This window comes from Idiomarina sp. X4 (assembly GCF_002808045.1).
Lineage (GTDB): Bacteria > Pseudomonadota > Gammaproteobacteria > Enterobacterales > Alteromonadaceae > Idiomarina.
Map to the genome: position 1 here is coordinate 1,844,611 of NZ_CP025000.1, position 26,272 is coordinate 1,870,882.

27 protein-coding genes and 1 tRNA gene are annotated in these 26,272 nt (G+C 46.5%); 22 read left to right on the forward strand and 6 right to left on the reverse strand.

Annotation, left to right across the window (positions count from 1 at the left end; genetic code table 11):
- Genes CWC33_RS08780 through pepA form a run of 3 tightly spaced genes read right to left on the reverse strand, consistent with a single transcriptional unit; the run spans position 1 to position 4,814 of the window.
- Positions 1-2,850, reverse strand: coding sequence for a valine--tRNA ligase (locus CWC33_RS08780; protein ID WP_100691633.1), 2,850 nt, complete (start codon positions 2,848-2,850; stop codon positions 1-3).
- Positions 2,851-2,857: 7 nt separating this feature from the next.
- Positions 2,858-3,307 carry a DNA polymerase III subunit chi gene (locus CWC33_RS08785; RefSeq protein ID WP_100691634.1) on the reverse strand — a complete coding sequence of 150 codons (450 nt, stop codon included), beginning with the start codon at positions 3,305-3,307 and terminating at the stop codon, positions 2,858-2,860.
- A gap of 1 nt (position 3,308) precedes the next feature.
- Positions 3,309-4,814, reverse strand: coding sequence for a leucyl aminopeptidase (gene pepA / locus CWC33_RS08790; protein WP_100691635.1), 1,506 nt, complete (start codon positions 4,812-4,814; stop codon positions 3,309-3,311).
- A 135-nt stretch (positions 4,815-4,949) separates the two neighbouring features.
- Between pepA and lptF the strand changes: the two genes are divergently transcribed.
- Both lptF and lptG read left to right on the forward strand, forming a co-directional pair.
- Positions 4,950-6,056 carry an LPS export ABC transporter permease LptF gene (lptF, locus tag CWC33_RS08795; protein WP_100691636.1) on the forward strand — a complete coding sequence of 369 codons (1,107 nt, stop codon included), beginning with the start codon at positions 4,950-4,952 and terminating at the stop codon, positions 6,054-6,056.
- A 2-nt stretch (positions 6,057-6,058) separates the two neighbouring features.
- Positions 6,059-7,129, forward strand: a complete 1,071-nt coding sequence (lptG, locus tag CWC33_RS08800) for an LPS export ABC transporter permease LptG (protein ID WP_100691637.1) — start codon at positions 6,059-6,061, stop codon at positions 7,127-7,129.
- A gap of 20 nt (positions 7,130-7,149) precedes the next feature.
- Here lptG and CWC33_RS08805 read toward each other — a convergent pair whose 3' ends face one another.
- Positions 7,150-7,659 (reverse strand): RDD family protein, encoded by a 510-nt coding sequence (locus tag CWC33_RS08805; RefSeq protein WP_100691638.1) that lies wholly within the window; start codon positions 7,657-7,659, stop codon positions 7,150-7,152.
- Positions 7,660-7,864: 205 nt separating this feature from the next.
- Here CWC33_RS08805 and CWC33_RS08810 point away from each other — a divergent pair.
- The 9 genes from CWC33_RS08810 (at position 7,865) to CWC33_RS08850 (ending at position 15,967) form a co-directional block, all read left to right on the forward strand.
- Positions 7,865-7,949: transfer RNA gene (locus CWC33_RS08810), tRNA-Leu, on the forward strand.
- Between the two features lie 186 nt (positions 7,950-8,135).
- A complete protein-coding gene (locus tag CWC33_RS08815; protein ID WP_100691639.1) occupies positions 8,136-8,822 on the forward strand; it encodes a hypothetical protein in 687 nt (228 codons plus the stop codon).
- 29 nt (positions 8,823-8,851) lie between these two features.
- Entirely contained in the window at positions 8,852-9,751 is a 900-nt protein-coding gene (locus tag CWC33_RS08820; protein ID WP_157803486.1) for an LPP20 family lipoprotein, read from the forward strand.
- Entirely contained in the window at positions 9,748-10,875 is a 1,128-nt protein-coding gene (locus tag CWC33_RS08825) for a hypothetical protein (RefSeq protein ID WP_100691641.1), read from the forward strand. The genes CWC33_RS08820 and CWC33_RS08825 overlap by 4 nt, the downstream gene beginning before the upstream one ends.
- A complete protein-coding gene (locus CWC33_RS08830; RefSeq protein ID WP_100691642.1) occupies positions 10,872-12,257 on the forward strand; it encodes a hypothetical protein in 1,386 nt (461 codons plus the stop codon). The genes CWC33_RS08825 and CWC33_RS08830 overlap by 4 nt, the downstream gene beginning before the upstream one ends.
- 9 nt (positions 12,258-12,266) lie before the next feature.
- Entirely contained in the window at positions 12,267-13,553 is a 1,287-nt protein-coding gene (locus CWC33_RS08835) for a hypothetical protein (protein ID WP_232709782.1), read from the forward strand.
- Positions 13,550-14,266 carry a hypothetical protein gene (locus CWC33_RS08840; RefSeq protein WP_100691643.1) on the forward strand — a complete coding sequence of 239 codons (717 nt, stop codon included), beginning with the start codon at positions 13,550-13,552 and terminating at the stop codon, positions 14,264-14,266. The genes CWC33_RS08835 and CWC33_RS08840 overlap by 4 nt, the downstream gene beginning before the upstream one ends.
- Entirely contained in the window at positions 14,229-15,356 is a 1,128-nt protein-coding gene (locus CWC33_RS08845) for a transglycosylase SLT domain-containing protein (RefSeq protein ID WP_198511817.1), read from the forward strand. The genes CWC33_RS08840 and CWC33_RS08845 overlap by 38 nt, the downstream gene beginning before the upstream one ends.
- A 2-nt stretch (positions 15,357-15,358) precedes the next feature.
- Positions 15,359-15,967 (forward strand): hypothetical protein, encoded by a 609-nt coding sequence (locus tag CWC33_RS08850; protein ID WP_100691645.1) that lies wholly within the window; start codon positions 15,359-15,361, stop codon positions 15,965-15,967.
- 35 nt (positions 15,968-16,002) lie between these two features.
- Here the strand turns inward: CWC33_RS08850 and CWC33_RS08855 are convergent, their stop codons facing one another.
- Positions 16,003-16,590 (reverse strand): hypothetical protein, encoded by a 588-nt coding sequence (locus CWC33_RS08855; RefSeq protein WP_100691646.1) that lies wholly within the window; start codon positions 16,588-16,590, stop codon positions 16,003-16,005.
- 576 nt (positions 16,591-17,166) lie between these two features.
- Here CWC33_RS08855 and rnr point away from each other — a divergent pair.
- The 11 genes from rnr to dnaB all read left to right on the forward strand — a co-directional run bounded on the left by rnr (position 17,167) and on the right by dnaB (position 25,785).
- Complete coding sequence (rnr, locus tag CWC33_RS08860; RefSeq protein ID WP_100691647.1) at positions 17,167-19,458, forward strand: ribonuclease R; 2,292 nt, start codon at positions 17,167-17,169, stop codon at positions 19,456-19,458.
- A 3-nt stretch (positions 19,459-19,461) separates the two neighbouring features.
- Positions 19,462-20,208, forward strand: coding sequence for a 23S rRNA (guanosine(2251)-2'-O)-methyltransferase RlmB (gene rlmB, locus CWC33_RS08865; protein ID WP_100691648.1), 747 nt, complete (start codon positions 19,462-19,464; stop codon positions 20,206-20,208).
- Positions 20,198-20,629 carry a signaling protein gene (locus CWC33_RS08870; protein ID WP_100691649.1) on the forward strand — a complete coding sequence of 144 codons (432 nt, stop codon included), beginning with the start codon at positions 20,198-20,200 and terminating at the stop codon, positions 20,627-20,629. Before rlmB ends, CWC33_RS08870 begins: the two co-directional genes overlap by 11 nt.
- Positions 20,630-20,765: 136 nt before the next feature.
- Positions 20,766-21,116: a 30S ribosomal protein S6 gene (gene rpsF / locus CWC33_RS08875; RefSeq protein ID WP_088767680.1), complete on the forward strand. Its 351-nt coding sequence runs from the start codon at positions 20,766-20,768 to the stop codon at positions 21,114-21,116.
- Positions 21,117-21,135: 19 nt separating this feature from the next.
- Positions 21,136-21,435, forward strand: coding sequence for a primosomal replication protein N (gene priB, locus CWC33_RS08880; RefSeq protein ID WP_100691650.1), 300 nt, complete (start codon positions 21,136-21,138; stop codon positions 21,433-21,435).
- A gap of 10 nt (positions 21,436-21,445) precedes the next feature.
- Positions 21,446-21,673 (forward strand): 30S ribosomal protein S18, encoded by a 228-nt coding sequence (gene rpsR, locus CWC33_RS08885; RefSeq protein WP_011235166.1) that lies wholly within the window; start codon positions 21,446-21,448, stop codon positions 21,671-21,673.
- 41 nt (positions 21,674-21,714) lie between these two features.
- On the forward strand, positions 21,715-22,167 hold the full coding sequence (gene rplI, locus CWC33_RS08890; protein ID WP_100691651.1) for a 50S ribosomal protein L9: 453 nt from the start codon (positions 21,715-21,717) through the stop codon (positions 22,165-22,167).
- A 133-nt stretch (positions 22,168-22,300) separates the two neighbouring features.
- The gene (locus CWC33_RS08895) at positions 22,301-22,825 is read left to right on the forward strand and encodes an RNA polymerase sigma factor (protein WP_100691652.1); all 525 of its coding nucleotides are present in this window, start codon (positions 22,301-22,303) and stop codon (positions 22,823-22,825) included.
- Entirely contained in the window at positions 22,818-23,333 is a 516-nt protein-coding gene (locus CWC33_RS08900; RefSeq protein WP_100691653.1) for a hypothetical protein, read from the forward strand. Before CWC33_RS08895 ends, CWC33_RS08900 begins: the two co-directional genes overlap by 8 nt.
- Before the next feature lie 13 nt (positions 23,334-23,346).
- Positions 23,347-24,309, forward strand: coding sequence for a DUF4097 family beta strand repeat-containing protein (locus tag CWC33_RS08905; protein ID WP_100691654.1), 963 nt, complete (start codon positions 23,347-23,349; stop codon positions 24,307-24,309).
- An 84-nt stretch (positions 24,310-24,393) separates the two neighbouring features.
- Positions 24,394-25,785: a replicative DNA helicase gene (dnaB, locus tag CWC33_RS08910; protein WP_100691655.1), complete on the forward strand. Its 1,392-nt coding sequence runs from the start codon at positions 24,394-24,396 to the stop codon at positions 25,783-25,785.
- Positions 25,786-25,798: 13 nt separating this feature from the next.
- Here the strand turns inward: dnaB and CWC33_RS08915 are convergent, their stop codons facing one another.
- Entirely contained in the window at positions 25,799-26,269 is a 471-nt protein-coding gene (locus CWC33_RS08915) for a chemotaxis protein CheX (RefSeq protein WP_100691656.1), read from the reverse strand.
- Positions 26,270-26,272 lie beyond the last annotated feature (3 nt).

Genomic DNA, 26,272 nt, shown 5'->3' on the forward strand with positions numbered 1-26,272 from the left:
TTAAAGAGCGTTGATTTTCTCCTGTTGCTCTTTAAGCTGTTTTAAAGTTGCTTCAGCCTCAGCAAGCTTTTCACGCTCTTTTGCTATAACGGCTTCAGGCGCTTTACTCACAAAGTTTTCGTTGCTGAGTTTACCATTAAGGCGCTGCCATTCTTTCTCAGCCTTTTCAATAGCCTTCTGCAAGCGTTGTAGCTCAGCGTCCTTGTCGATTAAACCAGCCATTGGAATGTGCAACTTCAAGCTATCAACCAGTGCCGTCATGCTGGCAGGTGCGCCATCATCGCTGTCAATAAACTCAATAGATTCAAGCTTGGCCAGACTGCTCAGGAAGCTCTCATTATTCTCGATACGCCCCCTGGCCATCGTATCCGCGTTCGACAGCAGTAATGGTAATGGCTTATTCGGCGATAAGTCCATTTCACCACGAATGTTACGAACAGCCAGAATTACCCGTTTCAACCACTCCATATCAAGCATGGCTTGCTCGTTAACGGAGCTTTGTATCTGTGGAAATGGCTGCAACATAATGGTATCGCCTTCAACGCCCGCCAATGGTTTAACACGCAGCCAAATGGTTTCGGTGATATACGGCATAATAGGATGCAGTAACCGCAGTAACTGTTCAAGAATGCTAACCAGCGTGTGTCGAGTCCCTCGTTGCTGAACATCGGTGCCGTTTTGCAATACTGGTTTGGTTAGCTCCAAATACCAGTCGCAGAATTGGTTCCAGGTAAATTCGTAAGCAATGGCTGCGGCTTGGTCGAAACGGTAACTATCGAGCGCTTGTCGGAACTCTTTCACGGTGCTGTTAAAGCGCGCAATAATCCATTCGTCGGCCAGAGACAATGTCATGTCATCACCGCTTTGGCCACAGTCGTGCTCTTCGGTGTTCATAAGTACAAAACGGCTGGCGTTCCAAAGCTTGTTGCAGAAGTTGCGATAGCCTTCCAGGCGTTTCATGTCCCAGTTGATATCACGACCCGTTGAGGCCAGTGCCGTCAACGTAAAGCGCAGCGCGTCGGTACCGTGTGCTGTAATGCCTTCCGGGAATTCAGCGCGAGTACGTTTTTCAATTTTTTCGCGCATTTTCGGTTGCATCATATTAGCGGTGCGCTTGGCGACTAGTTCGTCAGCGCTAATACCGTCAATCATGTCCAGAGGATCCAGTACGTTCCCCTTAGACTTAGACATTTTCTGACCTTCTTCGTCACGAATAAGGCCAGTAACATACACCTTCTTGAAAGGTACCTGAGGTTTGCCCTCATCGTCCTTCATAAAGTGCATGGTCATCATGATCATACGGGCAACCCAGAAGAAAATAATATCAAAGCCCGTCACCAACACATCGGTAGGGTGGAAGGTCTTTAAATCGTCAGTATTTTTTGGCCAGCCCAATGTCGAAAATGTCCACAACGCTGAAGAGAACCAGGTGTCCAAAACGTCTTCGTCTTGCTGCAATGCGGTGTCGCCAAGGTTATGTTTTTGACGAACTTCCTCTTCGGTGCGCCCGACGTAAACATTGCCTTTATCATCGTACCACGCCGGTATCCGGTGCCCCCACCAGAGCTGACGTGAAATACACCAGTCCTGAATGTCTCGCATCCAGCTGAAGTACATGTTCTCGTACTGCTTTGGAACAAACTCGATACGACCGTCTTCTACGGCTTCGGTGGCTTGTTTCGCCAATGGTTCAACACGCACATACCATTGGTCAGTTAGGTGAGGCTCAATAGGCACACCACCACGGTCGCCATAAGGAACTTTGTTGGTGTGCTTTTCAATCTTTTCCAGTAGTCCAAGCTCTTCGAACTCGTCAATCAGCTGTTTGCGCGCCTCAAAACGCTCTTTTCCGGCGTACTGACTCGGCAAGGTTCCGTCAAAACCGTCAAGTTCTTCCATGGCTTCGCCGGTACTGGTGTATAAGCCTGCTTTTGCCATGACATGTGCGGTGTCATCAAAAATAGAGATCATGCCGGTTTGGTGGCGTTTACCAATCTCGTAATCGTTAAAGTCATGCGCTGGCGTTACTTTCACGCAACCAGTACCAAACTCACTATCTACATGGTGATCGGCCACGATAGGAATTCGGCGGTTTACGATAGGCAGGTTAATGTGCTTTCCGACTAAATGTCCGAAGCGCTCATCGTCTGGGTGTACGGCAACGCAAACATCGCCTAACATGGTTTCCGGGCGCGTAGTCGCAACAACAAGGTGGTCTTTGCCGTCTTCTGTCGTAGCGTCATCAGCGAGCGGATAGCGTAAGTACCAGATGGAGCCCTGTTGTTCTTTGTTTTCGACTTCCAAATCTGAAATCGCGGTTTGCAATGCCGGATCCCAATTCACCAGGCGCTTGCCCCGATAAATTAAGTTTTCTTCGTGCAGTTTTACAAACACTTCGCGAACGGCGTCAGACAAGCCTTCGTCCATGGTAAAACGCTCGCGGTCCCAGTCTACCGAGTCGCCCAGGCGACGCATCTGCTGAGTGATGGTACCGCCGGACTGATGCTTCCATTCCCAAATTTTGTCAATGAAGGCGTCACGTCCTAACTCTTGGCGTGTTTGGTTTTGAGCGGCTAACTGACGCTCCACGACCATTTGTGTTGCAATGCCGGCGTGGTCTGAGCCCACCTGCCAGAGAGTGTTTTTACCATCCATACGCTGATAGCGAATGAGCGTGTCCATAATGGTGTGCTGGAATGCGTGCCCCATGTGCAGACTGCCCGTAACATTGGGTGGGGGAATCATAATGGAGTAAGAGTCGCCTTGACCGCTTGGTTTAAAGTACCCTTTTTCTTCCCATTGTTGGTAAAGGTTTTGCTCTATGTCTGCGGGGGAATATGTTTTATCCATAATGACCTTACTTCTGTTCGGATATCAGGGGTACGGTGTGCATTTGGCAACCGCGAGCCCGGTAATGTTTGTAACGTTCTCTGGCAACTGCTTTGCCATCATCTGAAGCAGGCACAATGTCATACAGTTGCTGACTTTGCTGTGCCTGTACAGGTACTTCATTGGCTAAGTTGAATAGCGCGTAGCCTGGTCGTGTTGATCCAGGCTCGCTCTGCGGCCAGCCAATTTCCACCGGTGAGCCGGTCGCGGCGCCTTCACCTACTAGATTATGAGGAATAAAGGCATCTGCAGGCCGCTGCCATAATAACTCATCTAACGCTTCAGCCTGAGCCTGGTTTTGAGCCCAGACCCGTAGCCGTTTATGTTTTCTGTAAAGTTCAGCGATCTTATCGCAAATTAACGCAGTTTGCTCATCCTCTGACGCTTCCGGCATCAGAAAAAACGTAGCTGAGGGCATATTATTCGACCGCCTCGTTCGAGCATCGGTTAATTAAGAACTGGGTCAATAACGGCACCGGGCGCCCGGTAGAACCTTTTTCTTTGCCGCCTTGCCAAGCTGTGCCGGCGATATCCATGTGCGCCCAGTTGTACTTTTTGGTGAAGCGAGACAAGAAGCAGGCCGCTGTTATTGTGCCTGCCTCACGACCACCAATGTTGGCCATATCAGCAAATGGGCTGTCGAGCATCGGCTGATATTCGTCCCATAACGGCATCCGCCATGCTTTATCGCCACTTTGCTGGGCGGCATTCAGAATTTCGTGAGCAAGCGGGTTGTGTTGACTCAGTACCGCTGAAGCGTGACTTCCCAGAGCAATAACGCAGGCACCGGTGAGTGTCGCCAAATCAATAACTGAGTCGGGCTCGAAACGCTCTACGTAGGTGAGTGTATCGCATAGTACCAGACGACCTTCTGCGTCAGTATTCAGGACTTCTACCGTTTGCCCACTCATCGTGGTTAGAATGTCACCCGGGCGATACGCTTTGCCGTCGGGCATATTTTCACAGCCGGCGACAGCGCCAATGACATTTACTGGAAGCTGCAATTCAGCCAGTGCCTGCATCGCGCCTAATACACCGGCGGCACCGCCCATGTCGTACTTCATCTCATCCATATTGGCGGATGGTTTTATTGAAATACCGCCGGAGTCAAATGTTAGACCTTTACCGACCAATACGATTGGTGCTTGATCATCAGGAGCGCCTTTATAATGCATTAAAGTGAGCACTGATTCATGTTCTGAACCTCTGCCAACCGCTAAGTAGGCGTTCATGCCCAGCTTTTCCATCTCAGCTTCTTCAACCGTTGTGATGCTTAAATTATCGTAGTTTTCGGCCATTGCTTTGGCTTGCTCAGCGAGATAGCGGGGCGTACAAATGTTCGGTGGCATGTTAGCAACGTTACGGCACACGTCCATACCAGTAGAGACGGCCAGACCGTGCTGCACGGCTTGCTCACCTAACGTGAGTTCTTTTCGGCTGGGCACATTAAAGACTAATTTGCGCAGCGGACGGCGCGGCTCTTCTTTCTTACTTTTTAATTCATTGAAGTTATACAAGGCCCCACGCGCAGCTTCCACAGCTTGTCTGACTTTCCAGTAGGTATCGCGACCTTTTACGTGCAGTTCACTTAAAAAGCATACCGCTTCCATGGAGCCGGTTTCGTTTAATGTATTTATGGTACGTGCGATAATTTGACGATACTGTCGCTCGTCGAGCTCGCGTTCTTTACCACAGCCAACCAGCAGTACTCGTTCAGCTAAAATATTGGGAACGTGATGCAATAACAGAACTTGCCCCGATTTCCCCTCTAAGTCACCGCGGCGCAATAAGTTGCTTAAATAGCCATCACTGACCTTGTCCAGCTGTTCTGCCACACCCGATAACCGACGGGGTTCAAAGACACCTACGACAATACACGCAGAACGTTGTTTTTCCGGATTACCACTTTTGACGCTGAACTCCATGACAGTGCTCCTGTTTCAGGTGGCTTTAATGCCTGCTATAGTTTAGCTCTTTAGACATTTTGTTGTTAAAATAACAAGTTTACTTAAAAATCGCAGCTATTCCAGTAAAAACCTAAGTTACATGAGTGATTGTTAGTGCGCATATTTCGGTATTTAATCAGTGAAACACTAAAGTCACAGCTTGCTGTGCTTTTTATTCTGATGGCTATTTTTGTCAGTCAGAAGTTTGTACGTGTCTTGTCGGATGCTTCTGAGGGCGATATTCCCGGCAGTGTCATTTTTCAATTGTTATCGCTGAATTTACCAGCATTACTGGCGTTAATTCTTCCGCTCAGTTTATTTCTGGGTATTTTGCTGGCTCATGGGCGCATATACGCTGACAATGAAATGACAATCTTGCATGCTTGTGGTGTCAGCGAATGGTATGTGACTCGGGTGACATTGGTTCTATCGTTGATTCTGGCATTGGTGACCGGCGCATTGACTTTATGGTTAGTACCCTGGGCGCTAGAGCAGGAACAACAAGTTGAAGAAAAAGCCCGTTCGGAGAGTGGTCTGACGGCGCTAATGCCCGGACGCTTCCAACAAGCCAGTAACCAAAAAGCGGTTATTTTTGTGCAAGACGTTAACGAAGACGGTCAGCTTGAGGAAATCTTTGTTGCTCAACATAGCCACGAAGGGGATGAGTTACGCTCAGGCAGTGTCGTGATGGCTAAAACGGGGAATGTGATCAGTGAAGACAGTGGCTCTCAATGGCTAGAGTTGGGTGAGGGGCATCGTTACTCCGGCGATCAGAACAGCTATCAGACCATGACTTTTGACAACTATCGCTTGCAAATAAAGGAACAGGAAACGGATAGCCAGGCCCGAAAACTGGAGAACTACTCAACACTGGAGTTATTGGAAACACCGGGTAATGCAGCGGTCGCAGAATTCCAATGGCGAATCGCAATACCTTTGGCTATGCCGTTATTAACGCTGATAGCGGTTCCCTTAAGCCGAGTAAATCCAAGGCAAGGAAAATTTGCCCGTATGGCGCCTGCGTTTTTAATTTATCTTGGTTACTTCCTTGTGCTTATGGCCGCGAAAGCTGCAGTAAGAGATGGTGTTATTCCGTCGTTGATAGGACTTTGGTGGATTCATTTCATTTTGTTGATTTTTGGCTTTATTTTAATTGGTAAAGGTCGGCCGTTGGGCTTAAAGCTCTTGTCACGTTTCAGTGTCCGGAATAAGCGAGGTTAACGATGTTGAGCATTCTGGATAAGTACATTGGCCTGACGGTATTAAAAACTTCCTTAATGAGTCTTGCTGTTCTAACAGGACTGTCTGCACTGATAAGGTTTGTGGAGCAGTTAAAGGCAGTAGGGCGGGGGAGTTACGACACTCTCGATGCAGCATTATTCGTGTTTTATAGTTTACCTCGTGACGTCGAATTGTTTTTTCCTATGGCGGCGTTGCTTGGCGGGTTAATTGGTGTTGGCTTGTTGGCCAGCAACTCTGAATTAGTGGTGATGTTGGCGGCAGGCCGCTCCCGGCTCAATATCATAGCGGCGGTAATGAAAGTCGCCATTATTATGATGGTCGCTGTCATGGCTATTGGTGAATGGGTGGCTCCTCCTATGGAATCGACAGGCCGGGCCATTCGTTCGCAGGAGATTTCCGGAGGCAGTCTAATTTCAGCTCAGCAAGGTGTCTGGGCAAAGGATGGGTCAGACTTTATCAATATCGGTGAAGTTGAAGATACGGGGCGCCTTAATAACGTTATTATTTATGATTTTGACGAAAGTCGTAAATTGCAGAAAGCGACCTATGCGCAAACCGCGCTGTTTATAAATGGTGCCTGGCGTATGCAAGATGTAGTGATTACCGAGCTAGGTGAAAGTCGAGTCAATTCAACCAGAAAAAGTAGTGTTCAATGGCAGTCAACGTTAACGCCCGATAAATTAGGTGTGGTTACCATAAAGCCTGAGTCGCTCTCGATTTCCGGGCTATTAGATTATTTGAACTATCTGGAATTAAATCAGCAGTCCGCAAAACGTTATGAGCTTGCGTTATGGCGTAAATTGCTAGCCCCCATAACCGTTGCTGTCATGCTGCTGGTCGCGCTTTCGTTTATCTTTGGACCACTCCGCTCCACTACCATGGGAGCTCGTATTTTACTTGGGGTTATTACTGGTTTTGGCTTCCACGTTAGTAATGAGATATTTGGCCCGCTAGCGCAGGTCTACCAAATACCGGCATTTCTTGGGGCATTGCTACCGAGTATTGTCTTTGCCGGCTTGGCAGTTTACTTCATGCAGAAAAAAACGGGATAAAACATACAATGGAACGAGGGTTAGAGCTCGTTCCAGTAAAATAATTGATTCGCTTCTTTGGATAAGGTTACAACCTCTGTACCAGCTGCATAATCATGCCAGGCTCGGCGATTTTTAAAGTCGACCAAAACCCACAGGTTTCCAAGCCCTGCACAGCAAGTCAGTAGACGAATAATGGTCTGTTTTAATGTTAAGCGGCTGCCATCGCGGTTTTGTAATTTAAGACGCCAGGCTCTCATACCAATGGTTTGGCCTGAGCGTTTCCAGAACCAACCAAAGAAGATAGTTAATACACTGATTAGGTAAATGCTGTACCACGGTCCCTGAGCAAGCCATCCGGCATGATCCATTCCTTCTGTCAGCTGAACCCAATCTAACGCGGTTAAGGCAGCGGCCAAGCCTAACGCCAACGCTGACGCGAGCATGATAATAGCGACAGCCACCAAAAAGTCGTATACCCAGGCCGCTAAGCGACGGAGGAAACCTGCGCTTGGAAAACTGGCGTGTAATTCTTGAGCGTTTGATGTCATTGTTGAGTGTTAGCTGTTTTTGATGGGTACTATACTAACACGGTAGATGGCGGGTGACATTAAGTGCCGTTTCAACGCAATGTGGTTAATGAATCATCAGTCAGAAGGGAGAAAGACACTTTTCGATAATTTTCGCTTGATTAGCTAAGTATCGCGGGTATAATCCCGACCCGTTACCTTCCTTGGTAACTCACCCCGCAAAATTGGCGCTGTGGTGGAATTGGTAGACACGCCTGATTCAAAATCAGGTTCCTTCGGGAGTGACGGTTCAAGTCCGTCCAGCGCCACCATATATAAATCCTTTATTTACGTTAATAGCTTTCAGTCATTCGAGAGCCGATTTCTCGATCTTGTTTAAAAAAATTTAAAAATTGATTGATCCTTCTTAACGCTTTCTTTACATTCACCATTATGGCTTGACTAAGCCTATGTAATAAAAATGTTGATTTGGCTCAAGGCCTCTGAGGGAAAGTATTATGAAAAAATGGATCGTTGCACCACTAGCCGCTGTTGTACTCAGTGCGTGTATGTCTACTTCAAATGAAAACGCCGCGACTTTAGACAGAAACCAGGCCGTTGCTGACCTTTCTGTGCAAATGGAAGAGCTCGGGTTTAGCCGTGTTGAAATTCAGCCGGGTGTTGATGAGTTTTTAAATATCTGTGCCTCTATCCTGGAGCGCCAATACAACGTTATGGGTGAGTATCGTACTCAGACAGAAAACTACGTTGATGTACAAGCATTTTTAACGGCTCATCAGGGAAAATCAGAAGAAGAATTGCGAGCTGCGATCATAGCGTTTGACGAAAAAGCTCAAACGGAAGACGAAAAAATAGGTCCAAAACTGACCGCTTATAACTCAGCAATCGAAGGTGTATCTGAGCAAAATACGAAATTAGCGACAGAAATTACCTTGCAACTAGCACAAGCTGCGATCATTTTAAGTGAGCACTCTACCACTGTTGCTAAGGCGGGCAGCTTAGGTCTGGTTTCAGGATGGATGAGCGGTAACGAACAAACTGCCGACAACAACCTTGGTTTGGCTATCCTGCGTGCAAAAGATCAAATCGATTTAGCATCTGACGCCAACGAAATTATAACCCTAGAGCAAGAAACCATTGAAGCTATTAATTCGCTTCAAGAAGAGTTAGAAGCTAAAGGGTAATGTCTATCCGTTATTGGGTGGTCATAATTATGACCACTTTCAGCTTTTCTATAGCCGCGCAAGAGCTGCCGGACTGGGTTTTCAAATCAGAAAATACCAGCGGGCAACTAATAGCTGTTGGTAGCGGTTCGTCGAATTCTGAAGCGAAACGCGCCGCAATAGCAGAAATTATTGCTCAAGTCAGTCAGTCGGTGTCTGCTGAAAGCGTCTCTGTTTTTGAAAAGACGCCCGCAGAAACATCTCAATACTTTAAACAGTCGGTTATCAGTAGCACGCTTTCAATTGATGTGAATAAAGTGACTGTGACTAAGCAGTTTGTTGATAAAGCATCGGGCGTGAACTACGTGCAGGCGACTCTTAGTAAAGATGAGGTGGTTCGATTTCTTCAGGATGAGCTGACTTCCCTGGCAACGCTGAATTTTCCTGCTCAGTCATCCGCGGTTGATAAGGTGCTTTGGGCATTGAAGTATCGGGAAGCGAACAACTACGGATTGAGGCTTGAAAGAGCTCTGACCGGTTTGGACGCAGCCAATGATACGCTTAAAAATAAATTTCGAGACAATTTAAGTAAGGTCGCTGAGGTATGGCAGCGTTATGGTGTTCGAGTTATCGCTGACAGTTCGCTGCAACATCTTGCGGGAACCATTGATAAGCAACTCCCCTCCGCGACAAAAACGGTTTTATGGTTACAGCTGAAGCCAAGCCATAAAACCAGACAGTACCAGGGCGCTTATCAACATAAATTGGATTTGAGCGCAGAGTTAACTCAGCCTCAGTCTCCTTTCAGAGTGTTTAGGCAAGAGCATATTTCTGTTGTCGGAACGGGCGCATCGGCAAACATGGCTCGAAACCATGCCTTAGAACAATTGCGTTCGATTTTAGATACCCCTATACAAAACTGGCTTTTTGAAAAAGGAAGTGAATTATGAAGTTAGTGACGAAACTCACTATCACAGCATTGGCTGTTTTATCTCTTAGTGCGTGTCAGACGCGTCAAGCTGACCAAACACAAACTGCGAAAGTATCGAACCGGGCGTCAAATGCCAGTGTTGCTCGTAGCGCTTATAATTTTGATGATCAGGATATTAAAGTTCCTGCGTACTTTGATACTCAAGGACTACAGAATTGTACTTTCAATCCAGCGACAGAGTCTGATGCTTGCCCGCTTAAGAAGCCAACCGTTCGCATGTACTTTGCAGGTACCGATGTTGGTGGAGAAGGTCAGGGTGTAGAAGCGTTGCGTCAATACGATGATAAACAGCTGCTATTTATGCTGGAAAACCAATTCGCAGGGATTAACCGCTTTAGAATCATAACCCGTGATGACGATGTTATATCTCAGGAAAAGCAAATATTCATGGAGCAGCAGGGAGCTAAAGCTCTTGCGAAAAGAGCGGGTAGCCAGAAAGTGTTAAAACCCGATTTTATTGTCAAACTAGACACGCTCCGTACAGTGAAAAGCGAAGGTTCAATTACCGGTTGGATGGATTACACTTTAGAACTTACCACGGCGGTGTTGAATCCGTTCACACGCGAGCTAATGTCTTACCCGAATTTAGGGAAAATTCGGGTTAAATCGGAAGACGTGCGCGAACGTAGTGAACTGAAGTATGTGATGGTTAATAACCGTTATGAAACAGGCTTTCGTTACCACGATCCTGCGCACGTTAATGCGGTGATTAACGATATGACGTCTCGCGGTATCGATATTTTGCTGACGCGTATGCTTTCAGAAATGCCGGCAACGGCTCAGGTTCTAGGTATTAAAGGTAATCAAGTGAGTTTGGATCGCGGTCAGAACGCCGGTGTATTACCCAATGAGACTATGATTATTTTTCAGTACGAGGCTGGTTTTGTTGAGCCTATTGGAGTCGCCAATGTAAACCCTTCACACAATAGTGCCATTGGTGAAATTGCGGTCTGGAAGAACAGCGATTTAGCGGATCGAATTGAGCGCTCGGCAGCGAATGGCATTTATCGCCCTTCAAATGGCACCAAGATTTTTGCGGTTTCCGTTGGCACCCCTGCAGGGTTTTTGGAGTCTCGCACATGAGGAAACTAGCACTTAGCTTTGGTGTGCTAGCCAGTGTAGCGTCATGCAGCGTATTAGCTCAGGTTTCTCTGAGCTCAATGCGCGGTATTGAAGCGGAAGCTTGCGCCTATGGGCGTGGAGCGCCTGCGATAGAGTCGGCAAAAATGGATGCTCTGTCGCAAGTTGCACAGTTTCTGTCATCACCTAAGTTGCTAGCGCAACAGACGTCAAAGGAAGATATTGATACAGAGACATCGACCTGGGTTCGAGAGTTAAGCGACCTGCAGCAACAAGGTCTGAGCATTCAGCAAATGCCTGTTGATATTTCGTCCCCTCGTCTTCAGGGCAGTGATACCTGTGTCACTGTTCGCTTAAAAACAGGCAGCTTGCCAAAATCGAGCGGTCAAGCGGATGGTGGTGACTGGGATGCTGCAGCCGAGAATGTGTTAGTGACGGTTATAGGCGAAGGCTGGCCGGATAACGAAAACGGCCGTACGGCGCGCACCCAAGCAGAAATGGATGCATTAAAACGTGCAGTCTCACAAGTCGTTGGTATGTGGCTGACTCAGCAGAATACTCAGTTTTCAACGACCGAGGAGTCTTCGAGCGAGAGCGGTGATGAGTTCTCGGTGAACGAAGTGATTTCTCAACAGTTGCATACAAGGTCTCAGGGACTCGTTAAAGAATGGTCTTTGTTGGATAGTCGTAAGCTACCTAACAATGGTGTTGAGGTTACCATTAAGGCCGTTGTTGAAAAGCAGCCTATTGCCCAAGCTGCCAATGATGTGCTGATGGCTATTGGTTCGCCGCGCGTGAATGTTCAAGCGCCTGAACCACTACGTAGCTTGCTGAAAGACTGGCTTGCAGAGCAGGGTATTGAATATAGCCCTCACGCCAACTTGGTAATTAACGCTGACTCGGTTCTTCGAGAACGAGGCGCCAACAGCCGGCTGCAGCTCAGTGTAACGATAGAAGATCTATCGGGTCAACAATATGGGCTTTGGCGAAATGAGCCAAGCTTACTCTCTTTGCCGACAAGTGCTCGGGTCGAACATGACCTTATTGATGTGCACCTTGCTACTCCCGAGCAGCAGCAGTCGCTACGCAAAACGCTGAAAAAGTCGTTCAACCAGGTTGTCGCACAAGGCGGCATGGTTCGCGATATTTTTATACATACGCGCTACTTAGCTCAGCCCGATAAGTTGTCTTCTATTTTGTCGACATTGGGCGGTGTGAAAGACGTGGTTGTTAATAGCCAGGGTGACTATTACAGAGCTAGCTTGCGATATGCCGGAGCAACCGGTGAATTAGTCGCTGCTTTGCATCAGTCTATGCGGCCGATAGCGGCACAAAGTTTACCAAAAGCTCAAATAAACAATGAATTTACTATTCGGTTTGATTAAGGAAAATACATGATGAAACGTTCGCTTTTAACTTTAGCACTGTTGGCTGCATTACCAACATTCGCACAAGACTTTGATTTAACTGACATGACTCCGGCACGCCCGGGGCAGAATGTAGAGTCTGCGGATGTCGTAACTAAAGGTAATGTGGTTGTCGGCAAAGACGAGAAAACAGCAGTTAAAGCAGCGCACCAACAGCTGGTCGACGAAAACCAGGATGGTATTCGATTGGTGCAGGTAGGCAGTGGGACTGGTATTTTGTCTATTGGCAGCTCGAGCTATAACACCTATGACAATATGAATGCGACGTTGCTTTCTAAACGTGGCGCGTACAATCAAGCGGCGCTAATTGCGAAGAAGCAACTCATTGAAAATATGAATGGTATTGAGCAACTTTGCGAGAATGCTGTGCAAACTTCAATGGATGTTATTGATACGGGCTCTGACTCCGTCGCTAATGAGTCAACAGCAATGCTGGAAAACTGTGCTGAGTCAGTGTCTGGCTCTCTATCTGGCTATGTCACTTTTGACGTTTATGACAATGTTGATGAAAAGACCGTTCGGGTTAGCCTAATTTCTACTCCTAAAACACGAGCTCAAATTCGTGATAGCCATGGTGCTGTTGCCGTAACGACTGACCCGAATGAAGTATTCAAACAGGTAGTTGCAGATATTAACAGCGGTGTTTTACCGCCGATGGGAGCCAAAATTTTAACGCACGCTGAAACAGGTGAAGTGATTTTAATGGGTTATGGCTCTGCGATAATCCGTGACAACAGCAATGCGCGTGTCGCACGTAAATTAAAAGATGCAGCTAAACGCCAATCACAAACACGTGCTCGTTCAGCTTTATTGGGAACTATGCAGGGAGATGAAGTTTACTGGCAAGGTAGTTTCAGTGAAGATCAGGTGGAGTCCAATCAGCAGTTTGAGTACGGGGGCGACCCTCGTCTTGAAGATCCTACAACAGCGAAAAAACTAGACAGTGAACGTACGGTATTTCTGAACCAGATGAAAATGTCCGACGAATATGGCGCTGTAACCAAAGGTCAACTTCCTCCAGGTGTCAGTAATCGGAGCTTTACGAGCGAAGATGGTCACTGGATGTATACTGTTTCGGTTTATTCTCCGTCTTTAGAAGCTGTGTCACGTGAAGCTAAACGTGAGATGGAAGCCGGCGGTACAGCTAATCCAAGCAGCTCAGGCCGTAATATTCGGGTCTATGGTGGCCAAAACGATGAAGCGGCGAACCCACAAGGGGCGTCAGGCAAAGTTTCGGATGAAGATAACCTATGATGAAATGGTTCATTGCATCGCTGGGGCTTTTGTCTCAGCTTGCTTTAGCCTCAGAGCTACCCGAACTGAGTCGGTTTGAAAAGGAAGTTTCAGGTAACGAAGCGAGAGTAAAAACCGACGCAGAGTTGCCAAGTCAGGTATGGCAAAAAGCATGTCGTAGTGCTCTTACTATGCCACTTCGTGAGAAAGTTAGAGAGCTCTTAGGTGAACGCGTTAGCGCTACTGTTCCAGACGACGTTTCTTTCCTTCAGGCAAGCATAGATGAGTTCAACTCATGGAATGATTCAGGGTGGCTTCATTGTGCCGGTGAGTCTGAAATAAAAGATTGGTCGTTAAATATTGCCGGTCTGGCAGTAAGAGTGGCTTGGTTTTTAGCTCAGAATAAAAGGTTTGATGAGATAAAGCCCTATCTTAGAGAGGCATTATCACACACTTACTCCTCAGCTGATGCAGTAGCGTTAATTGCGAAGCTGGCGCCAGAATCGCAACGGTTAAATTATCTGGATGCAAACCTTAATAAAAATGCACTGACTTTAAATGCGGCGAAATACGCTGTGTCATCGATTTGGTTTTCTGATGGTCGTTGGCAGTCTGTTATTGACGTAACCAGCAGCTGCGACTCAATAGAATGCCGTCAGTTAAAGCTTAATGCTGAAGAACAGAAGGAACGGGAAGATGCTGAAAAAGCCGACGATCTATCTAGCTATTTTTAGCTTCAGCGTTAGTGTTGCAGTTGCGCAAGACGATGCTGAATTTGAACAGTATCTTAAAGAGCAGCAGGCTGAGTTCCAAAAGTTTCAGAATAAGCGCGAGCAAGAGTTTCAAGCATTTGTCGAGCGGTGGAAAAAGGCAGAGCAAGCGTATAAAAATGAAATTTCTGAAAAATGGGAGGATGCTAAATTACCCGATAAAAAGCGTTGGGTGGAGTATTCAGAAGATAAAAATCGTCGAACTATCGTCGACTATGAGAACAATACTATAACAGTCGAGGTATTGGGTGAAACCGATGATAGCAATGTATTAGGAACTGCCAAATCTGAAATTAAGCGTCTGAATGAAACGTCAGCTGAAGAAGCTGCAGAATCCGACCCTATTATAATTAATGCTGGTATGGCAGTTAACAACCGTTCTCAACAGCAACCGAAAAGGTCTGAGTCATTGCTGGGGTATAAAGTCGACGAACAAAAGGCGTCTCAGCAAAAAGTAAGACGCTCAGGTAATCGAGCGTCAGTGACGATTAAGATGCCAGATACCGCATTGTCTGAACGTGTTAAACGAGTACTACCCGCAGCTGAAACTTATGCGCTTCAATGGGGACTCCCTACAGAGTTAGTTATTGCCGTTATTCACACTGAGTCTAGCTTTAACCCGTTAGCCCGCTCCCATATTCCCGCGTTTGGTTTAATGCAAATAGTGCCGACTTCAGCGGGAAAGGATATAACGCAATTTCTCCATGGCCAACAGCGCTTATTAAGCCCGGAATATCTGTTCGATCCGAATCGCAATATTCAGGCAGGAAGTGTGTACTTCCATTTATTGCTAAATCGTTATTTTAAAAATGTCCGCAATAGCCAGTCTCGCTTTTACATGGCAATTGCCGCATATAATACGGGGCCGGGTAACGTAGCGCGGGCAATGACCAATACAACGTCGCTAAAGAAAGCGAGTAAGGCAGCTAATCAAATGTCACCTGCGCAGGTTTACCAGCATCTAATGACCTATTTGCCGGCAACCGAAACAAAGAACTATTTAACAAAAGTCACTGAGCGTGAAGCTCATTATCAACAAGCACTGGGTTTATAACTATGAAAAAACACATACTTACTATTGGCGTTTGCTGTGCGTTAGCTGCGTGTGCATCTCAGCCCAAGCAAACGGAAACACAAAGATCTTCAGCACAGGCTAATAGTCAAATGCAGGCTGTTACGGGTAACCAGCAAGACTCTGCGCCGGGCTGGGTATTTCTTCCTAAATCTGATAAAGGGTTAGCATCATCAGCTTGTGTTGACTGGTCAGGGAATATGGCCGTTGACAGACCTCAGGCAGTTGCTGCAGCACGTGCAGACATGGCACAGCAAATTAGCATTAAGGCAAGCGTGTTGGATAAGTTGTATAACAGAAAGCTACAAGCTGAAGGCAGAAGTGATGTTGGTTCAACGTTTGAACAAGTCACCAAACAAGTTTCAAGTGAAACGTTGGAAGGCTCAACGCCTCAGGAAATTTCTCTAGCGCAAATAGACGGCAAAAAGTACTTGTGCGCTTTGGTTGTAAAAGAGGACACTCGCGAGACTTTTAATACCCTAGTTGAAGAATCAGGCCGCGCACTTGACCCGCAGTCAAAGTCTGCGCTTTATGAAGAGTTTCGAACTCAGAAAGCAATGAAAGAGCTAGAGAAAGAGCTGGAAAACCTGTAAAAAGAGCCCCCGAGGGGGCTCCTACGTCAAGACTATTAGTCAATAAGCTCTTTGTGAGTCACCGCAGAGATGATCTCAGCAAAAGTAGAAGGTAAGTGAAAGACATTGACTGATTCGCCGGTTAACTCGGCTATCTTTAATGAAGAAATGATTCCGTACACTTCCCCATCACTGATGACGACAATAAAGTCTCTCCCGCTAGATTTTAATGTCGCTGCGGCGTCACCGATTCGAGACTTCTGAACATCTTTGAGACTGACTTGTGGTAAAGCTGACAAAGGTGTCATTAAATCCTTTGCGGTTAACTCTTCCCAGAAAGTCTGAGTGCTTGTTGTCGTTTGGGTCGCTTTTCTCCCGTGAAGTTCTCTAAGGGCTAAAACCCCTATTATTTGAGAGTTGCGGTTATGGATACAGGCATAGCGCTGAGACTGTTTACGCATACTGTTTTCCGCATCCATAAGTGTTGTGCTTTCCGATAACTGTACCGGTGATGACACATCAAAGTCATCCATTACGCGAAGTGCGCTGTCTGTCCAGCTTGCCGTCTCGTTATATTGCGAGCGGCTATGAAGCATCGCTTTATCTTCATCAGAAGACCATTGAATCTCTTTAAATTCACTCATTGTGTTACTCCTTTAAAAAATAAATTTTGTCTTTTTTAAAGGAAAAAAGGAGGCTCTCTCGGTCTATACCATCTTTTAGCTTCGACTGATGATACTAGGCGTAGTGATAAGGTTATTGCCGTGGGAAGATGTAAATGATTGTATGTCGGTGTGTCGACCAGTGCTTTGTCATACTCATCGCCGTCTTGCGCTGATCCCGCTTCAAGTGATAGCTGGACTGGTACTGTAACGGTCAGCGTGTCTTTATGGGAGGAGACCCCAGGCGCATCAATCGACGACGGCAACGAATAGGTAACCAGGCTGAAGACAATGATTAACAAGCACACACAGAGTCTGCCTAGTGCACAGACTGGCGATGATGTTCTGTTGTTTGGCGCGATTTGCTTCATATCATTAAGTACAGCCTTACTTCTATATTGATCCAAGTTAAAACATCTTGTGTCACTCAACAATCTATTTTTTGAATTAATTTAGGGGGCAAACGCTCAAAATACAAGCAAACACTGACAATGCCTTCCACAGCACGTATACTGTTGAGCATCGGTACTTTAACCGAACAACATTAAATAGGATTCTATGTCAGATAATAAAACAATGCCCGAATACGAAGTCGAAATTCCAAGTCGCGAGCAGCTACTGCAGTTAGTGAAAGATAACCAGAAGCCTGTGCCTTTTGATGAGTTTATTCGCGTTTTTAAACTTGATGACGAGCGACAGTCGATTGGTCTTAAGAGACGTTTGCGAGCGATGGAGCGAGACGGGCAACTGATATACAGTAAAGCCAATGCATATGGTCTACCCGAGCGTATGGATCTTATTAAAGGTCGTATCATTGGTCACAAGGACGGTTTTGGATTCTGCCAGCCAGACGAAGGTGGTCCAGATTTATTTATTCCTCACCATCAAATGTACTCTGTCCTTCATGGCGACCGTGTATTAGTCAAAAAAAGTGGTAAAGACAGTCGCGGTAAGACAGAAGGGCGAATTGTTCGAGTGACAGAGCCGCGTGACAGTAATATCGTTGGGCGTTATTTTATCGAGCATGATCTCGGCATTGTCGTACCGGATGACAATCGCATTAGCCAGGACATTTTAATTCCCGACGCCGACAAGAATGGTGCCCGCCATGGACAGCTTGTTGTGGTTGAAATTACGCGTCGGCCCAGCCGCCGTACCAGCCCTATCGGACGAGTTACGGAGGTTTTGGGTGAGCACATGGCACCTGGCATGGAGATTGAAGTCGCCATTCGCGAGCACGACATTCCTAACGAATGGCCAAAAGGGATTGATAACGAGCTGTCGAAGTACAGTGAAGAAGTGCCCAAAGAAGCTTATGAAGGCCGCGTGGACTTACGAGAACTGCCATTAATTACCATCGATGGTGCGGATTCGCGTGACTTTGATGACGCGGTCTGCTGTATGCCTGAAGAAAAGGGCTGGCGTCTGTGGGTTGCGATAGCAGACGTGTCTTATTATGTGCGTCCTGATACTGCTTTGGACAAGTCAGCGACAGAGCGCGGTAATTCGGTTTATTTCCCGAATAATGTGATTCCGATGCTACCGGAGAAACTCTCAAACGGTCTTTGTTCACTCAACCCGGATGTTGACCGGTTATGCATGGTTGCAGAGATGGAACTAGGCCCGAGAGGTAAGCTAAAAGCGTCACAGTTTTATCCTGCGGTTATGAAAAGCCATGCAAGATTAACGTATGACAAAGTGAAAGATATTCTTGACGGTGACAAAGAGCTAAGAGAACAGTATGAACCGGTTCTTGGCAACATAGAAGAATTGCGAAAGCTGTATAATGCGTTAAGTGCGGCACGAAAACGTCGTTCAGCTATTGAGTTTGACACTCAAGAAACGCGTTTTATATTTAATGCTCAACGCAAGATTGAGCGCATTGAGCCGGTTAAGCGTCACGTTGCACATAAAATAATTGAAGAATGCATGATTATGGCAAATGTGGCGGCCGCTCAGCTAATAGAGTCGGATAAAGAAGTGGGGGCCTTATTCCGCGTTCACGAAACGCCGAGCGATGAACGTCTGACTAGCTTCAGAACGTTTCTTGGCGAGCTTGGCCTGAATTTAGGCGGAGGCGAAGAACCGACTCCCAGAGACTACGCGAAGCTACTGGATGAAGTAAAAGACCGCCAGGATCACGAATTGATTGAAACTATGTTGTTGCGTTCTATGCAGCAAGCGGTCTACCAACCAGATAACAAAGGCCATTTCGGCCTGGCGCTGAAATCCTACGCGCATTTCACATCACCGATTCGCCGTTATCCAGACCTCATTTTGCATCGTGCGATTAAGTCCATATTGCGTAAGCAAAGCGGCAGTGAAGGTGGTCTAGTGGGGGCTTGGGCCTACTCAGAGACACAGTTAGATGAGCTTGGTGTGCATACATCGATGACTGAGCGCCGCGCGGATGATGCGACACGACAAGTTGATGAGTGGTTGAAGTGTGAATTTATGCTTGACCATATTGGTATGGAGTTTGACGGTGTCATATCGTCGGTGACGAACTTTGGCTTGTTTATCCGGTTGAGCGACTATCAAATTGACGGTCTGGTTCACATTAGTAATTTAGACAATGACTATTATCATTTTGACCAACAGAAGGGAATGTTGATTGGCGAGAACAGCCGCAGTGTGTTCCGTCTGGGTGACAGCGTAAAAGTAAAAGTTAAAGATGTGAACCTGGATGATCGTAAAATTGACTTAACCTTGCTGGAGGCAACCAGTCCGAGTGGCAAAAAACGCGATATGCCAAAGAAAGGTTCGGGCAAACCGAAAGGTAATCGCTCGTCGAAAAATAAGCGGGGAGGCCAGCGCAAAAAGACCTCTCACAACAAGAACCGGAAATAATCAATGAGTCAGAAAGTTACTGTTTTTGGTTTGCATGCCGTTAAGGCAATTCTAAAGAATCATCCTGACCGTTTGGTTGAGCTTTATGTTTCAAAAGAACGTCAGGACGATGCGGTGAAAGAGATCGTCAACGAGTGTTATGCCACTGGTATTCGACCACAATGGGTGCCAAAGCAGGCACTTGAGAAGCGGTCTGAGGGAGGCAATCATCAAGGGGTTGTGGCGACAGTACACTCTCCGCCTACATTGACAGAGCATGACTTACCGCAGTTAATTGATAGTTCAGAAACATCGTCGCTGTTTTTAGTGCTTGATGGTGTGACTGACCCGCATAATCTTGGCGCTTGCTTGAGAACGGCCGACGCAGCAGGTGTAACTGGCGTTATCGTGCCGAAAGACAAGTCCGCTCAAATCACACCAACGGTGCGAAAAGTGGCGTCTGGCGCTGCTGAGCATGTGCCTTTAATTGTGGTGACTAACTTAGCCAGAACTCTGCGCGACCTGCAAGAGCAAGGCGTTTGGGTGTACGGCACTGCCGGAGAGGCGACAAAGTCAGTTTACGATATCGACTTCAGAGGTCCGGTGGCTATAGTGATGGGCGCTGAAGGCAAAGGCATGCGCCGTATTACCCGTGAAACTTGTGATGAGTTGATAGCTATTCCGCTGAGCGGTAGTGTCAGTAGTCTGAATGTGTCAGTTGCCAGCGGTGTTTGTCTGTTTGAAGTGGTGAGGCAGCGCAGTGGATCTTAAACGAAAGCTGATTCCTGTTGGCATTGCACTGGCGATGGTTGCGGTGTTGTTTATTAGTTGGACGCCTAATTGGGATAGCCCGGAATGGATGCGTTCGACGAAGCCTTTTGTTTCTTTTGATTTTAATTTAGACAACGCCGATAGCCGAGCCGCAAAAGAATTGGTTATTGATATAAAAAACCGTTTACAAGTGCGGCACGAGTGGCATGTTGTTAAAGAAAAAGAGTCACAGTGGCAAGTACAAACAACAGTAACCGAAGATGCGGCTAGTGTTCAGTTAGACGCGTCAGTCTTCAAAGAAGGAAAACCGGTTGATCACCTAATTGTTCGTGGCGAAAAAGCCGTTGCTAACGAATTAGCTGACCGGCTTGTTTCTCTTCTGAGTTCCCGCATAGAAAAAGCCCATAAAGACGCCGACTAAGTTGCAGTTGACGTTTTTTTTTGATAGTATCGCGCGGCTTAAATCAGCCATTGTATAAACTACTAGTTGAGTTCCTTGCTTCTACGTCAGTGCGGCTGAGCTGAACCGAGGCTATACGAACCAAAAGGAAACTGTAATGCGTCATTACGAAATCGTATTTATGGTCCACCCGGACCAAAGCGAGCAAGTACCTGGCATGATCGAACGCTACAGCGAAACGATCAAGCAAGGTGGTGGTCAAATCCATCGTTTAGAAGACTGGGGCCGTCGTCAATTGGCTTACCCAATCAACAAGCTGCACAAAGCGCACTATGTTCTTTTGAACATTGAAGCGTCAGCAGACGTTGTGGAAGAGCTTGAAACTGCATTCCGTTTTAACGATGCAGTCTTACGCAACATGATCATGCGTAAGAAAGAAGCGATTACTGAACCTTCGCCGCTGACTAAGCCGAAGGAAGATCGCAAAGGTGACAGTGAAGCTGCGTAAAGCAAGCTGACCATACACTATGAATCGACTGCATTTAACCGGAACTTTAAGCAAGGCTGCCAAGCTGGAAACTAGCCCATCGGGTATAGAACATTTGCAGTTAGTGATTGAGCATCGGTCGATGCAACCCGAAGCGGGTATGAATCGCCAGTCTTATGTGCGAATTCAAGTCGTTTTAAGTGGTGAAGGTTTACAACACTGGTTACAAAAATTGACGGTGGGTTGTGAAGTTCTGGCAGAAGGATTTCTGCACAGACACGAAGACAATAGCGGTACGCCGCGCTTGGTACTTCACGCTCAGCATCTAGAATTGATTTAAGGAGACCATCATGGCTCGTTTTTTCCGTCGCCGTAAGTTCTGCCGCTTTAAAGCAGACGGCGTAAAAGAAATTGATTACAAAGATATCGCTACGCTTAAGAACTACATTACCGAAACCGGTAAAATCGTTCCTAGCCGTATTACTGGAACATCTGCTAAGTATCAGCGTCAGTTAGCGCGCGCAATTAAGCGTGCCCGTTATTTGTCACTGCTGCCTTATACTGATTCACATCAGTAAGCTAGCGCGGTTCGATTACCAAAAGTAGAGGTAGCGAGAAAATGAACATCATTTTATTAGACAAAATTGCTAACTTGGGAAGCCTTGGCGATCAAGTAAGCGTGAAATCTGGTTATGCACGTAACTTCCTTTTCCCTCAAGGAAAAGCAGTACCTGCAACTAAAAGCAACATCGAGCTGTTCGAACAACGCCGTGCTGAGTACGAAGCAAAATTAGCTGACGACTTAGCCGCAGCAGAAGCGCGCGCTGAAAAAGTTAACGCGTTAGATGCGGTTGTTATCGAATCTAAAGCGGGTGATGAAGGTAAATTATTTGGCTCAATCGGTACTCGCGACATTGCTGATGCAGTAACTGCTGCTGGCGTTGAAGTGAAGAAGAGCGAAGTATTAATGCCGCACGGAACTATCCGTGAAGTAGGCGAATTTGACATCGAATTGCACTTGCATGCTGATGTATTCGCAAATATCACTCTGAAAGTTGTTGCTGCTGAGTAATATCAGCCAATAAACGACTTGAAAAGCTGCCTTCGGGCAGCTTTTTTTTTTGCCAATGAAAAATCTCATGTAAACCTTTCTGGTTCGGCAAACGTCTAAACCCTAAATAATAACAGAAGCGACGGAGAGAACAGTGCAAGCAGACCCCGATGAGCAGGACATCATTGAGGCTATAAATGGTGATGTTAGGGCGTTCAAGCGACTGTATGAGCGACATTTAAACCATGTTTATGGGCTGGTCTTCCGTTTGTGTGGTGACCGCGCAATGGCTGATGACTTAACTCAGGATGTATTTGTACAGTTGTGGGAGAAGCTGAGCAGCTTCCGCTTTGAATCGAAATTCAGCACATGGTTATACAGTGTTACGAGTCATATTTGCCTGAGTGAGTTGCGTCGGCAAAAACGGTGGTTTCAACGCTTTAAGAACTCGCCAAAAGACGGCGTAGAGCTAGCGGATAAAGGAGATGCCGACTTGAGTAGATTGGATACTCTGTTATTCCGGTTGCCGGAGCAGGCTCGTCAGGTGTTTGTGTTACACGCGTTAGAAGGTGCACCGCATCAACAAATTGCGAATGTTCTGGGAATTGCCGTTGGGACGAGTAAGGCCCAGTTTCACCGCGCCAGAAAGAGTCTTGAGGAGTGGCTGGAAAATGACTAACAACAACCAGAAAACTGCGTTAGAAAGCTTAATAGAGCAAACGAATGACAAGGCTCCGGCACCACAGAAAGACTTATGGCCAGGCGTTGAGTCTCGCATTCAATTGAAAAGGACCGTGGCGAAGCCCGTGCGCGCTTTCTGGTATGGAGCCGTTGCTGCAAGCTTAGCAATTCTGACTTTCTTGGGTGGCTGGCAATTGAGTCTTAATGAGACTAATCAACCAACATCGGCACTGTATAAAATTGCTCAGAAGATGAATAGTGATCAGAAACAACAGGTAGCACAACTGAAATCAGGCTACCTGCAATCAGGTTATCAGTATGACGCCAGTCAACTGCTAAGTGAGCTAGACGAGTTGGAAATGGCCCGAGAGGAAATAACACGAGCTTTAAAAAACAGTCCTTCTGAACCAGAGTTGCTGGATCTCCTTATTTGGGTCAATCAACAGGAACTGAACTTGATAAATCAGTCGTATCAACCGAAAACAAAACGACTTCAGGAAATTTAACCAGGAGAATCTCATGAAAACGTTCATTACTTTACTGAGCAGCGCTTTGCTTTTAATAACCTCATCGGTTTTAGCGCAAGATAAAGTCGATAAGGAGTTGGCGGTTTCAACAACTAGCCGGCTGTCTATCGATAACATGCGCGGAAAGCTGGAATTGGTCACCTCTGACAGCGATAACGTCAGAGTGGTTGGAACTCTTGATGAAGACGCCGAGGACTTCATTTTCGAACAGCGTGGTAACACCGTCTATATTGAAGTAAAAACGCCTCAAAATAAGGGCTTCAGTTTTTCTTCGTCAGACTCTGAAGGCTCAGATTTAAAAGTTTATGCGCCGAAGTCAATGGATATTGATATTAAGGGCGTTTCCATGGATGTCTCCGCAGCAGGTTTTACGAATGACTTTGATATACGCCTCGTGAGTGGCGACATCGTTATTAATAACATTAGCGGACTTGCTCATCTAAAAACCGTCAGTGGTGATATTACCGCGAAAGATATGAGTGGTAATGGTAGCTTTGAAACGGTTAGCGGCGACATCATCGATACTGAAAGTAAGTCCACTGAAGGTTCATACCAAGCGGTTAGTGGTGATATTACGGTGGAGTCGAGCCGTCTTTCTGACATTACTTTGCAGACAGTGTCCGGGGATATTGATGCCACCTTAGGGTTATTGAAGAAGGCGAAAATGACGACAGTCAGTGGCGATGCTCAGTTAATTGCTGAACTGGCTGAATCAGCTCGGGTTGAGGCGAAGTCTGTCAGCGGTGACGTTGATTTTGGCTGGAGAGGTGATTTGCATGCTAACTTCTCAATTAATTCAAATGCGGGCGGAAAGATCACAAACCGTCTAACGGATGACAAAGTAGAAAAGGCTGAGTGGGGTCCGTCATCGACATTAGAGTTTAAAGTTGGTAATGCGACCTCCGACGTTTCGGCAACGACTGTTAGCGGAGAAATAACATTAAGCAAAGAGTAGCTTAGAGCGCAAACGAGCTTTCTAATTAAGAGGGGATTTTGTATAGTACTCCCCTCTTTTTTATTTCCTATCTTAGGTTTTTCGATGGCAGAGACAGCAAAGAAACGAGACGTATCCGTTGAAGCATTGCGCTCAGCGCCGCATTCAATTGAGGCGGAGCAGTCGGTTTTAGGCGGGCTTATGCTCGACAACGACGCATGGGATCGTGTTTCCGGAAGTATTATTGCTGATGATTTCTACCATCGTGCTCACCGGCTAATATTTAAAGCGATGAACGAATTGGCTCAGCGCAGCCAACCAATGGACTTGGTCACGGTCTCTGAGCTATTGGAAAGCGGCGGCGAACTAGAACAGATTGGTGGTTTTGCCTATCTTGGTGAAATTGCCAAAAACACGCCTAGTGCCGCAAATATATTAGCTTACGCAAATATTGTGAGAGAGCGGGCCATTGTCCGGGACATGATAGGTGCTGCTAATGAAATCGTGGAAGCAGGCTATGATAACCAGGGTCGAACCAGCGCACAGTTATTAGACGAAGCTGAGACCAAAGTTTTGCAGATTGCTGAAAAACGTGTCAGCTCTAGTGAAGGCCCCCAGGGTATTAATCAAATTCTGGAGCGAACCGTTAGCAAAATAGAGCAGCTGAGTAAGCTTAAGAATAATAATGGCGTTACCGGGGTATCGACTGGCTTCACAGACTTAGATCAAATGACAGCCGGGTTGCAGCCTTCAGACTTAGTCATTGTTGCTGCGCGACCATCAATGGGTAAAACCACCTTTGCGATGAACTTGGCTGAAAACATAGCGCTTAATGATGACAAACCGGTCTTAGTTTTTAGCTTAGAAATGCCGGCTGAACAGTTGATGATGCGTATGCTGGCGTCATTAAGCCGTGTCGATCAGAATAAGGTTCGTACTGGCAAACTAGAAGATGATGATTGGGCTCGAATCGCATCCGTGATGAACATGCTAAACGACAGAAACAATATCTATATCGATGACTCGTCAGGCCTTACGCCGAACGAGGTTCGTTCTCGTGCGAGACGGGTTTATCGAGAGCACAAAGGTATTTCGATGATTATGGTGGATTACCTTCAGTTAATGACGGTGCCCGGGATGTCTGAAAACCGAACGTTGGAAATTGCGGAGATATCACGCTCATTAAAGTCGCTTGCTAAAGAACTTAAGGTTCCGGTTGTTGCGCTATCGCAGCTAAACCGCTCACTTGAGCAACGCTCAGATAAACGCCCTGTGAACTCGGACTTGCGTGAATCCGGCTCAATAGAGCAGGACGCGGACGTGATCATGTTTATTTACCGGGACGAAGTTTACCACCCGGATTCAGCTGAAAAAGGAATGGCCGAGATTATTATCGGTAAACAACGTAATGGGCCTATTGGTAAGGTAGACTTGAAGTTCCACGGGCACTTATCCAGGTTCGATAATTATGCCCGTGCAGCAGACGACCGTTACTAGCCGCCGGTTTCAATCATTTGATTTTGTCGAAGCAAATCTCGATGTAGGCTTTGCCCGCAACATGGTTGAACGGCATTATAAGTTTAGAGCCTTCTGACTTATGTGAAATGGTATGGTCTTTCCCTGACACAACGATTGGGGTGGCCATATCAAAGTCGTAGCCATTTTCACCTAACGTCTTCTTGGCGCCCCCTGTAACCATATTGGTAATTTCACCAACCATGTCACAGACATCTTCGTTAATGCTATCAGGTAATTCACCAAGCATTTTATTCATAATTTCACAAGCAAGGTTCTCTTCAAAAGAAATAGAAAATGACCCTTTTATTTGAGGACCTACCATGCCGATAATCCCGGATACATCGCCACGAGCATACTCGTCCTTCTTTAACTGAGCTTTGCCTGGTTTCAATTCCATTTGTGCCATCATCGACAAGACATTTTGCAACGCTTGAAGAAATGGGTTTACAAACTCGGCATTCATTAT

Bases quoted from the DNA above. Each gene is read 5' to 3' on its own strand.
- CWC33_RS08780 (WP_100691633.1), bottom strand. From the start codon at position 2,850: ATGGATAAAACATATTCCCCCGCAGACATAGAGCAAAACCTTTACCAA.
- CWC33_RS08785 (WP_100691634.1), bottom strand. From the start codon at position 3,307: ATGCCCTCAGCTACGTTTTTTCTGATGCCGGAAGCGTCAGAGGATGAG.
- pepA (WP_100691635.1), bottom strand. From the start codon at position 4,814: ATGGAGTTCAGCGTCAAAAGTGGTAATCCGGAAAAACAACGTTCTGCG.
- lptG (WP_100691637.1), top strand. From the start codon at position 6,059: ATGTTGAGCATTCTGGATAAGTACATTGGCCTGACGGTATTAAAAACT.
- CWC33_RS08805 (WP_100691638.1), bottom strand. From the start codon at position 7,659: ATGACATCAAACGCTCAAGAATTACACGCCAGTTTTCCAAGCGCAGGT.
- CWC33_RS08815 (WP_100691639.1), top strand. From the start codon at position 8,136: ATGAAAAAATGGATCGTTGCACCACTAGCCGCTGTTGTACTCAGTGCG.
- CWC33_RS08820 (WP_157803486.1), top strand. From the start codon at position 8,852: ATGACCACTTTCAGCTTTTCTATAGCCGCGCAAGAGCTGCCGGACTGG.
- CWC33_RS08825 (WP_100691641.1), top strand. From the start codon at position 9,748: ATGAAGTTAGTGACGAAACTCACTATCACAGCATTGGCTGTTTTATCT.
- CWC33_RS08830 (WP_100691642.1), top strand. From the start codon at position 10,872: ATGAGGAAACTAGCACTTAGCTTTGGTGTGCTAGCCAGTGTAGCGTCA.
- CWC33_RS08835 (WP_232709782.1), top strand. From the start codon at position 12,267: ATGATGAAACGTTCGCTTTTAACTTTAGCACTGTTGGCTGCATTACCA.
- CWC33_RS08840 (WP_100691643.1), top strand. From the start codon at position 13,550: ATGATGAAATGGTTCATTGCATCGCTGGGGCTTTTGTCTCAGCTTGCT.
- CWC33_RS08845 (WP_198511817.1), top strand. From the start codon at position 14,229: ATGCTGAAAAAGCCGACGATCTATCTAGCTATTTTTAGCTTCAGCGTT.
- CWC33_RS08850 (WP_100691645.1), top strand. From the start codon at position 15,359: ATGAAAAAACACATACTTACTATTGGCGTTTGCTGTGCGTTAGCTGCG.
- CWC33_RS08855 (WP_100691646.1), bottom strand. From the start codon at position 16,590: ATGAGTGAATTTAAAGAGATTCAATGGTCTTCTGATGAAGATAAAGCG.
- rnr (WP_100691647.1), top strand. From the start codon at position 17,167: ATGTCAGATAATAAAACAATGCCCGAATACGAAGTCGAAATTCCAAGT.
- rlmB (WP_100691648.1), top strand. From the start codon at position 19,462: ATGAGTCAGAAAGTTACTGTTTTTGGTTTGCATGCCGTTAAGGCAATT.
- rpsF (WP_088767680.1), top strand. From the start codon at position 20,766: ATGCGTCATTACGAAATCGTATTTATGGTCCACCCGGACCAAAGCGAG.
- priB (WP_100691650.1), top strand. From the start codon at position 21,136: ATGAATCGACTGCATTTAACCGGAACTTTAAGCAAGGCTGCCAAGCTG.
- rpsR (WP_011235166.1), top strand. From the start codon at position 21,446: ATGGCTCGTTTTTTCCGTCGCCGTAAGTTCTGCCGCTTTAAAGCAGAC.
- rplI (WP_100691651.1), top strand. From the start codon at position 21,715: ATGAACATCATTTTATTAGACAAAATTGCTAACTTGGGAAGCCTTGGC.
- CWC33_RS08900 (WP_100691653.1), top strand. From the start codon at position 22,818: ATGACTAACAACAACCAGAAAACTGCGTTAGAAAGCTTAATAGAGCAA.
- CWC33_RS08905 (WP_100691654.1), top strand. From the start codon at position 23,347: ATGAAAACGTTCATTACTTTACTGAGCAGCGCTTTGCTTTTAATAACC.
- dnaB (WP_100691655.1), top strand. From the start codon at position 24,394: ATGGCAGAGACAGCAAAGAAACGAGACGTATCCGTTGAAGCATTGCGC.
- CWC33_RS08915 (WP_100691656.1), bottom strand. From the start codon at position 26,269: ATGAATGCCGAGTTTGTAAACCCATTTCTTCAAGCGTTGCAAAATGTC.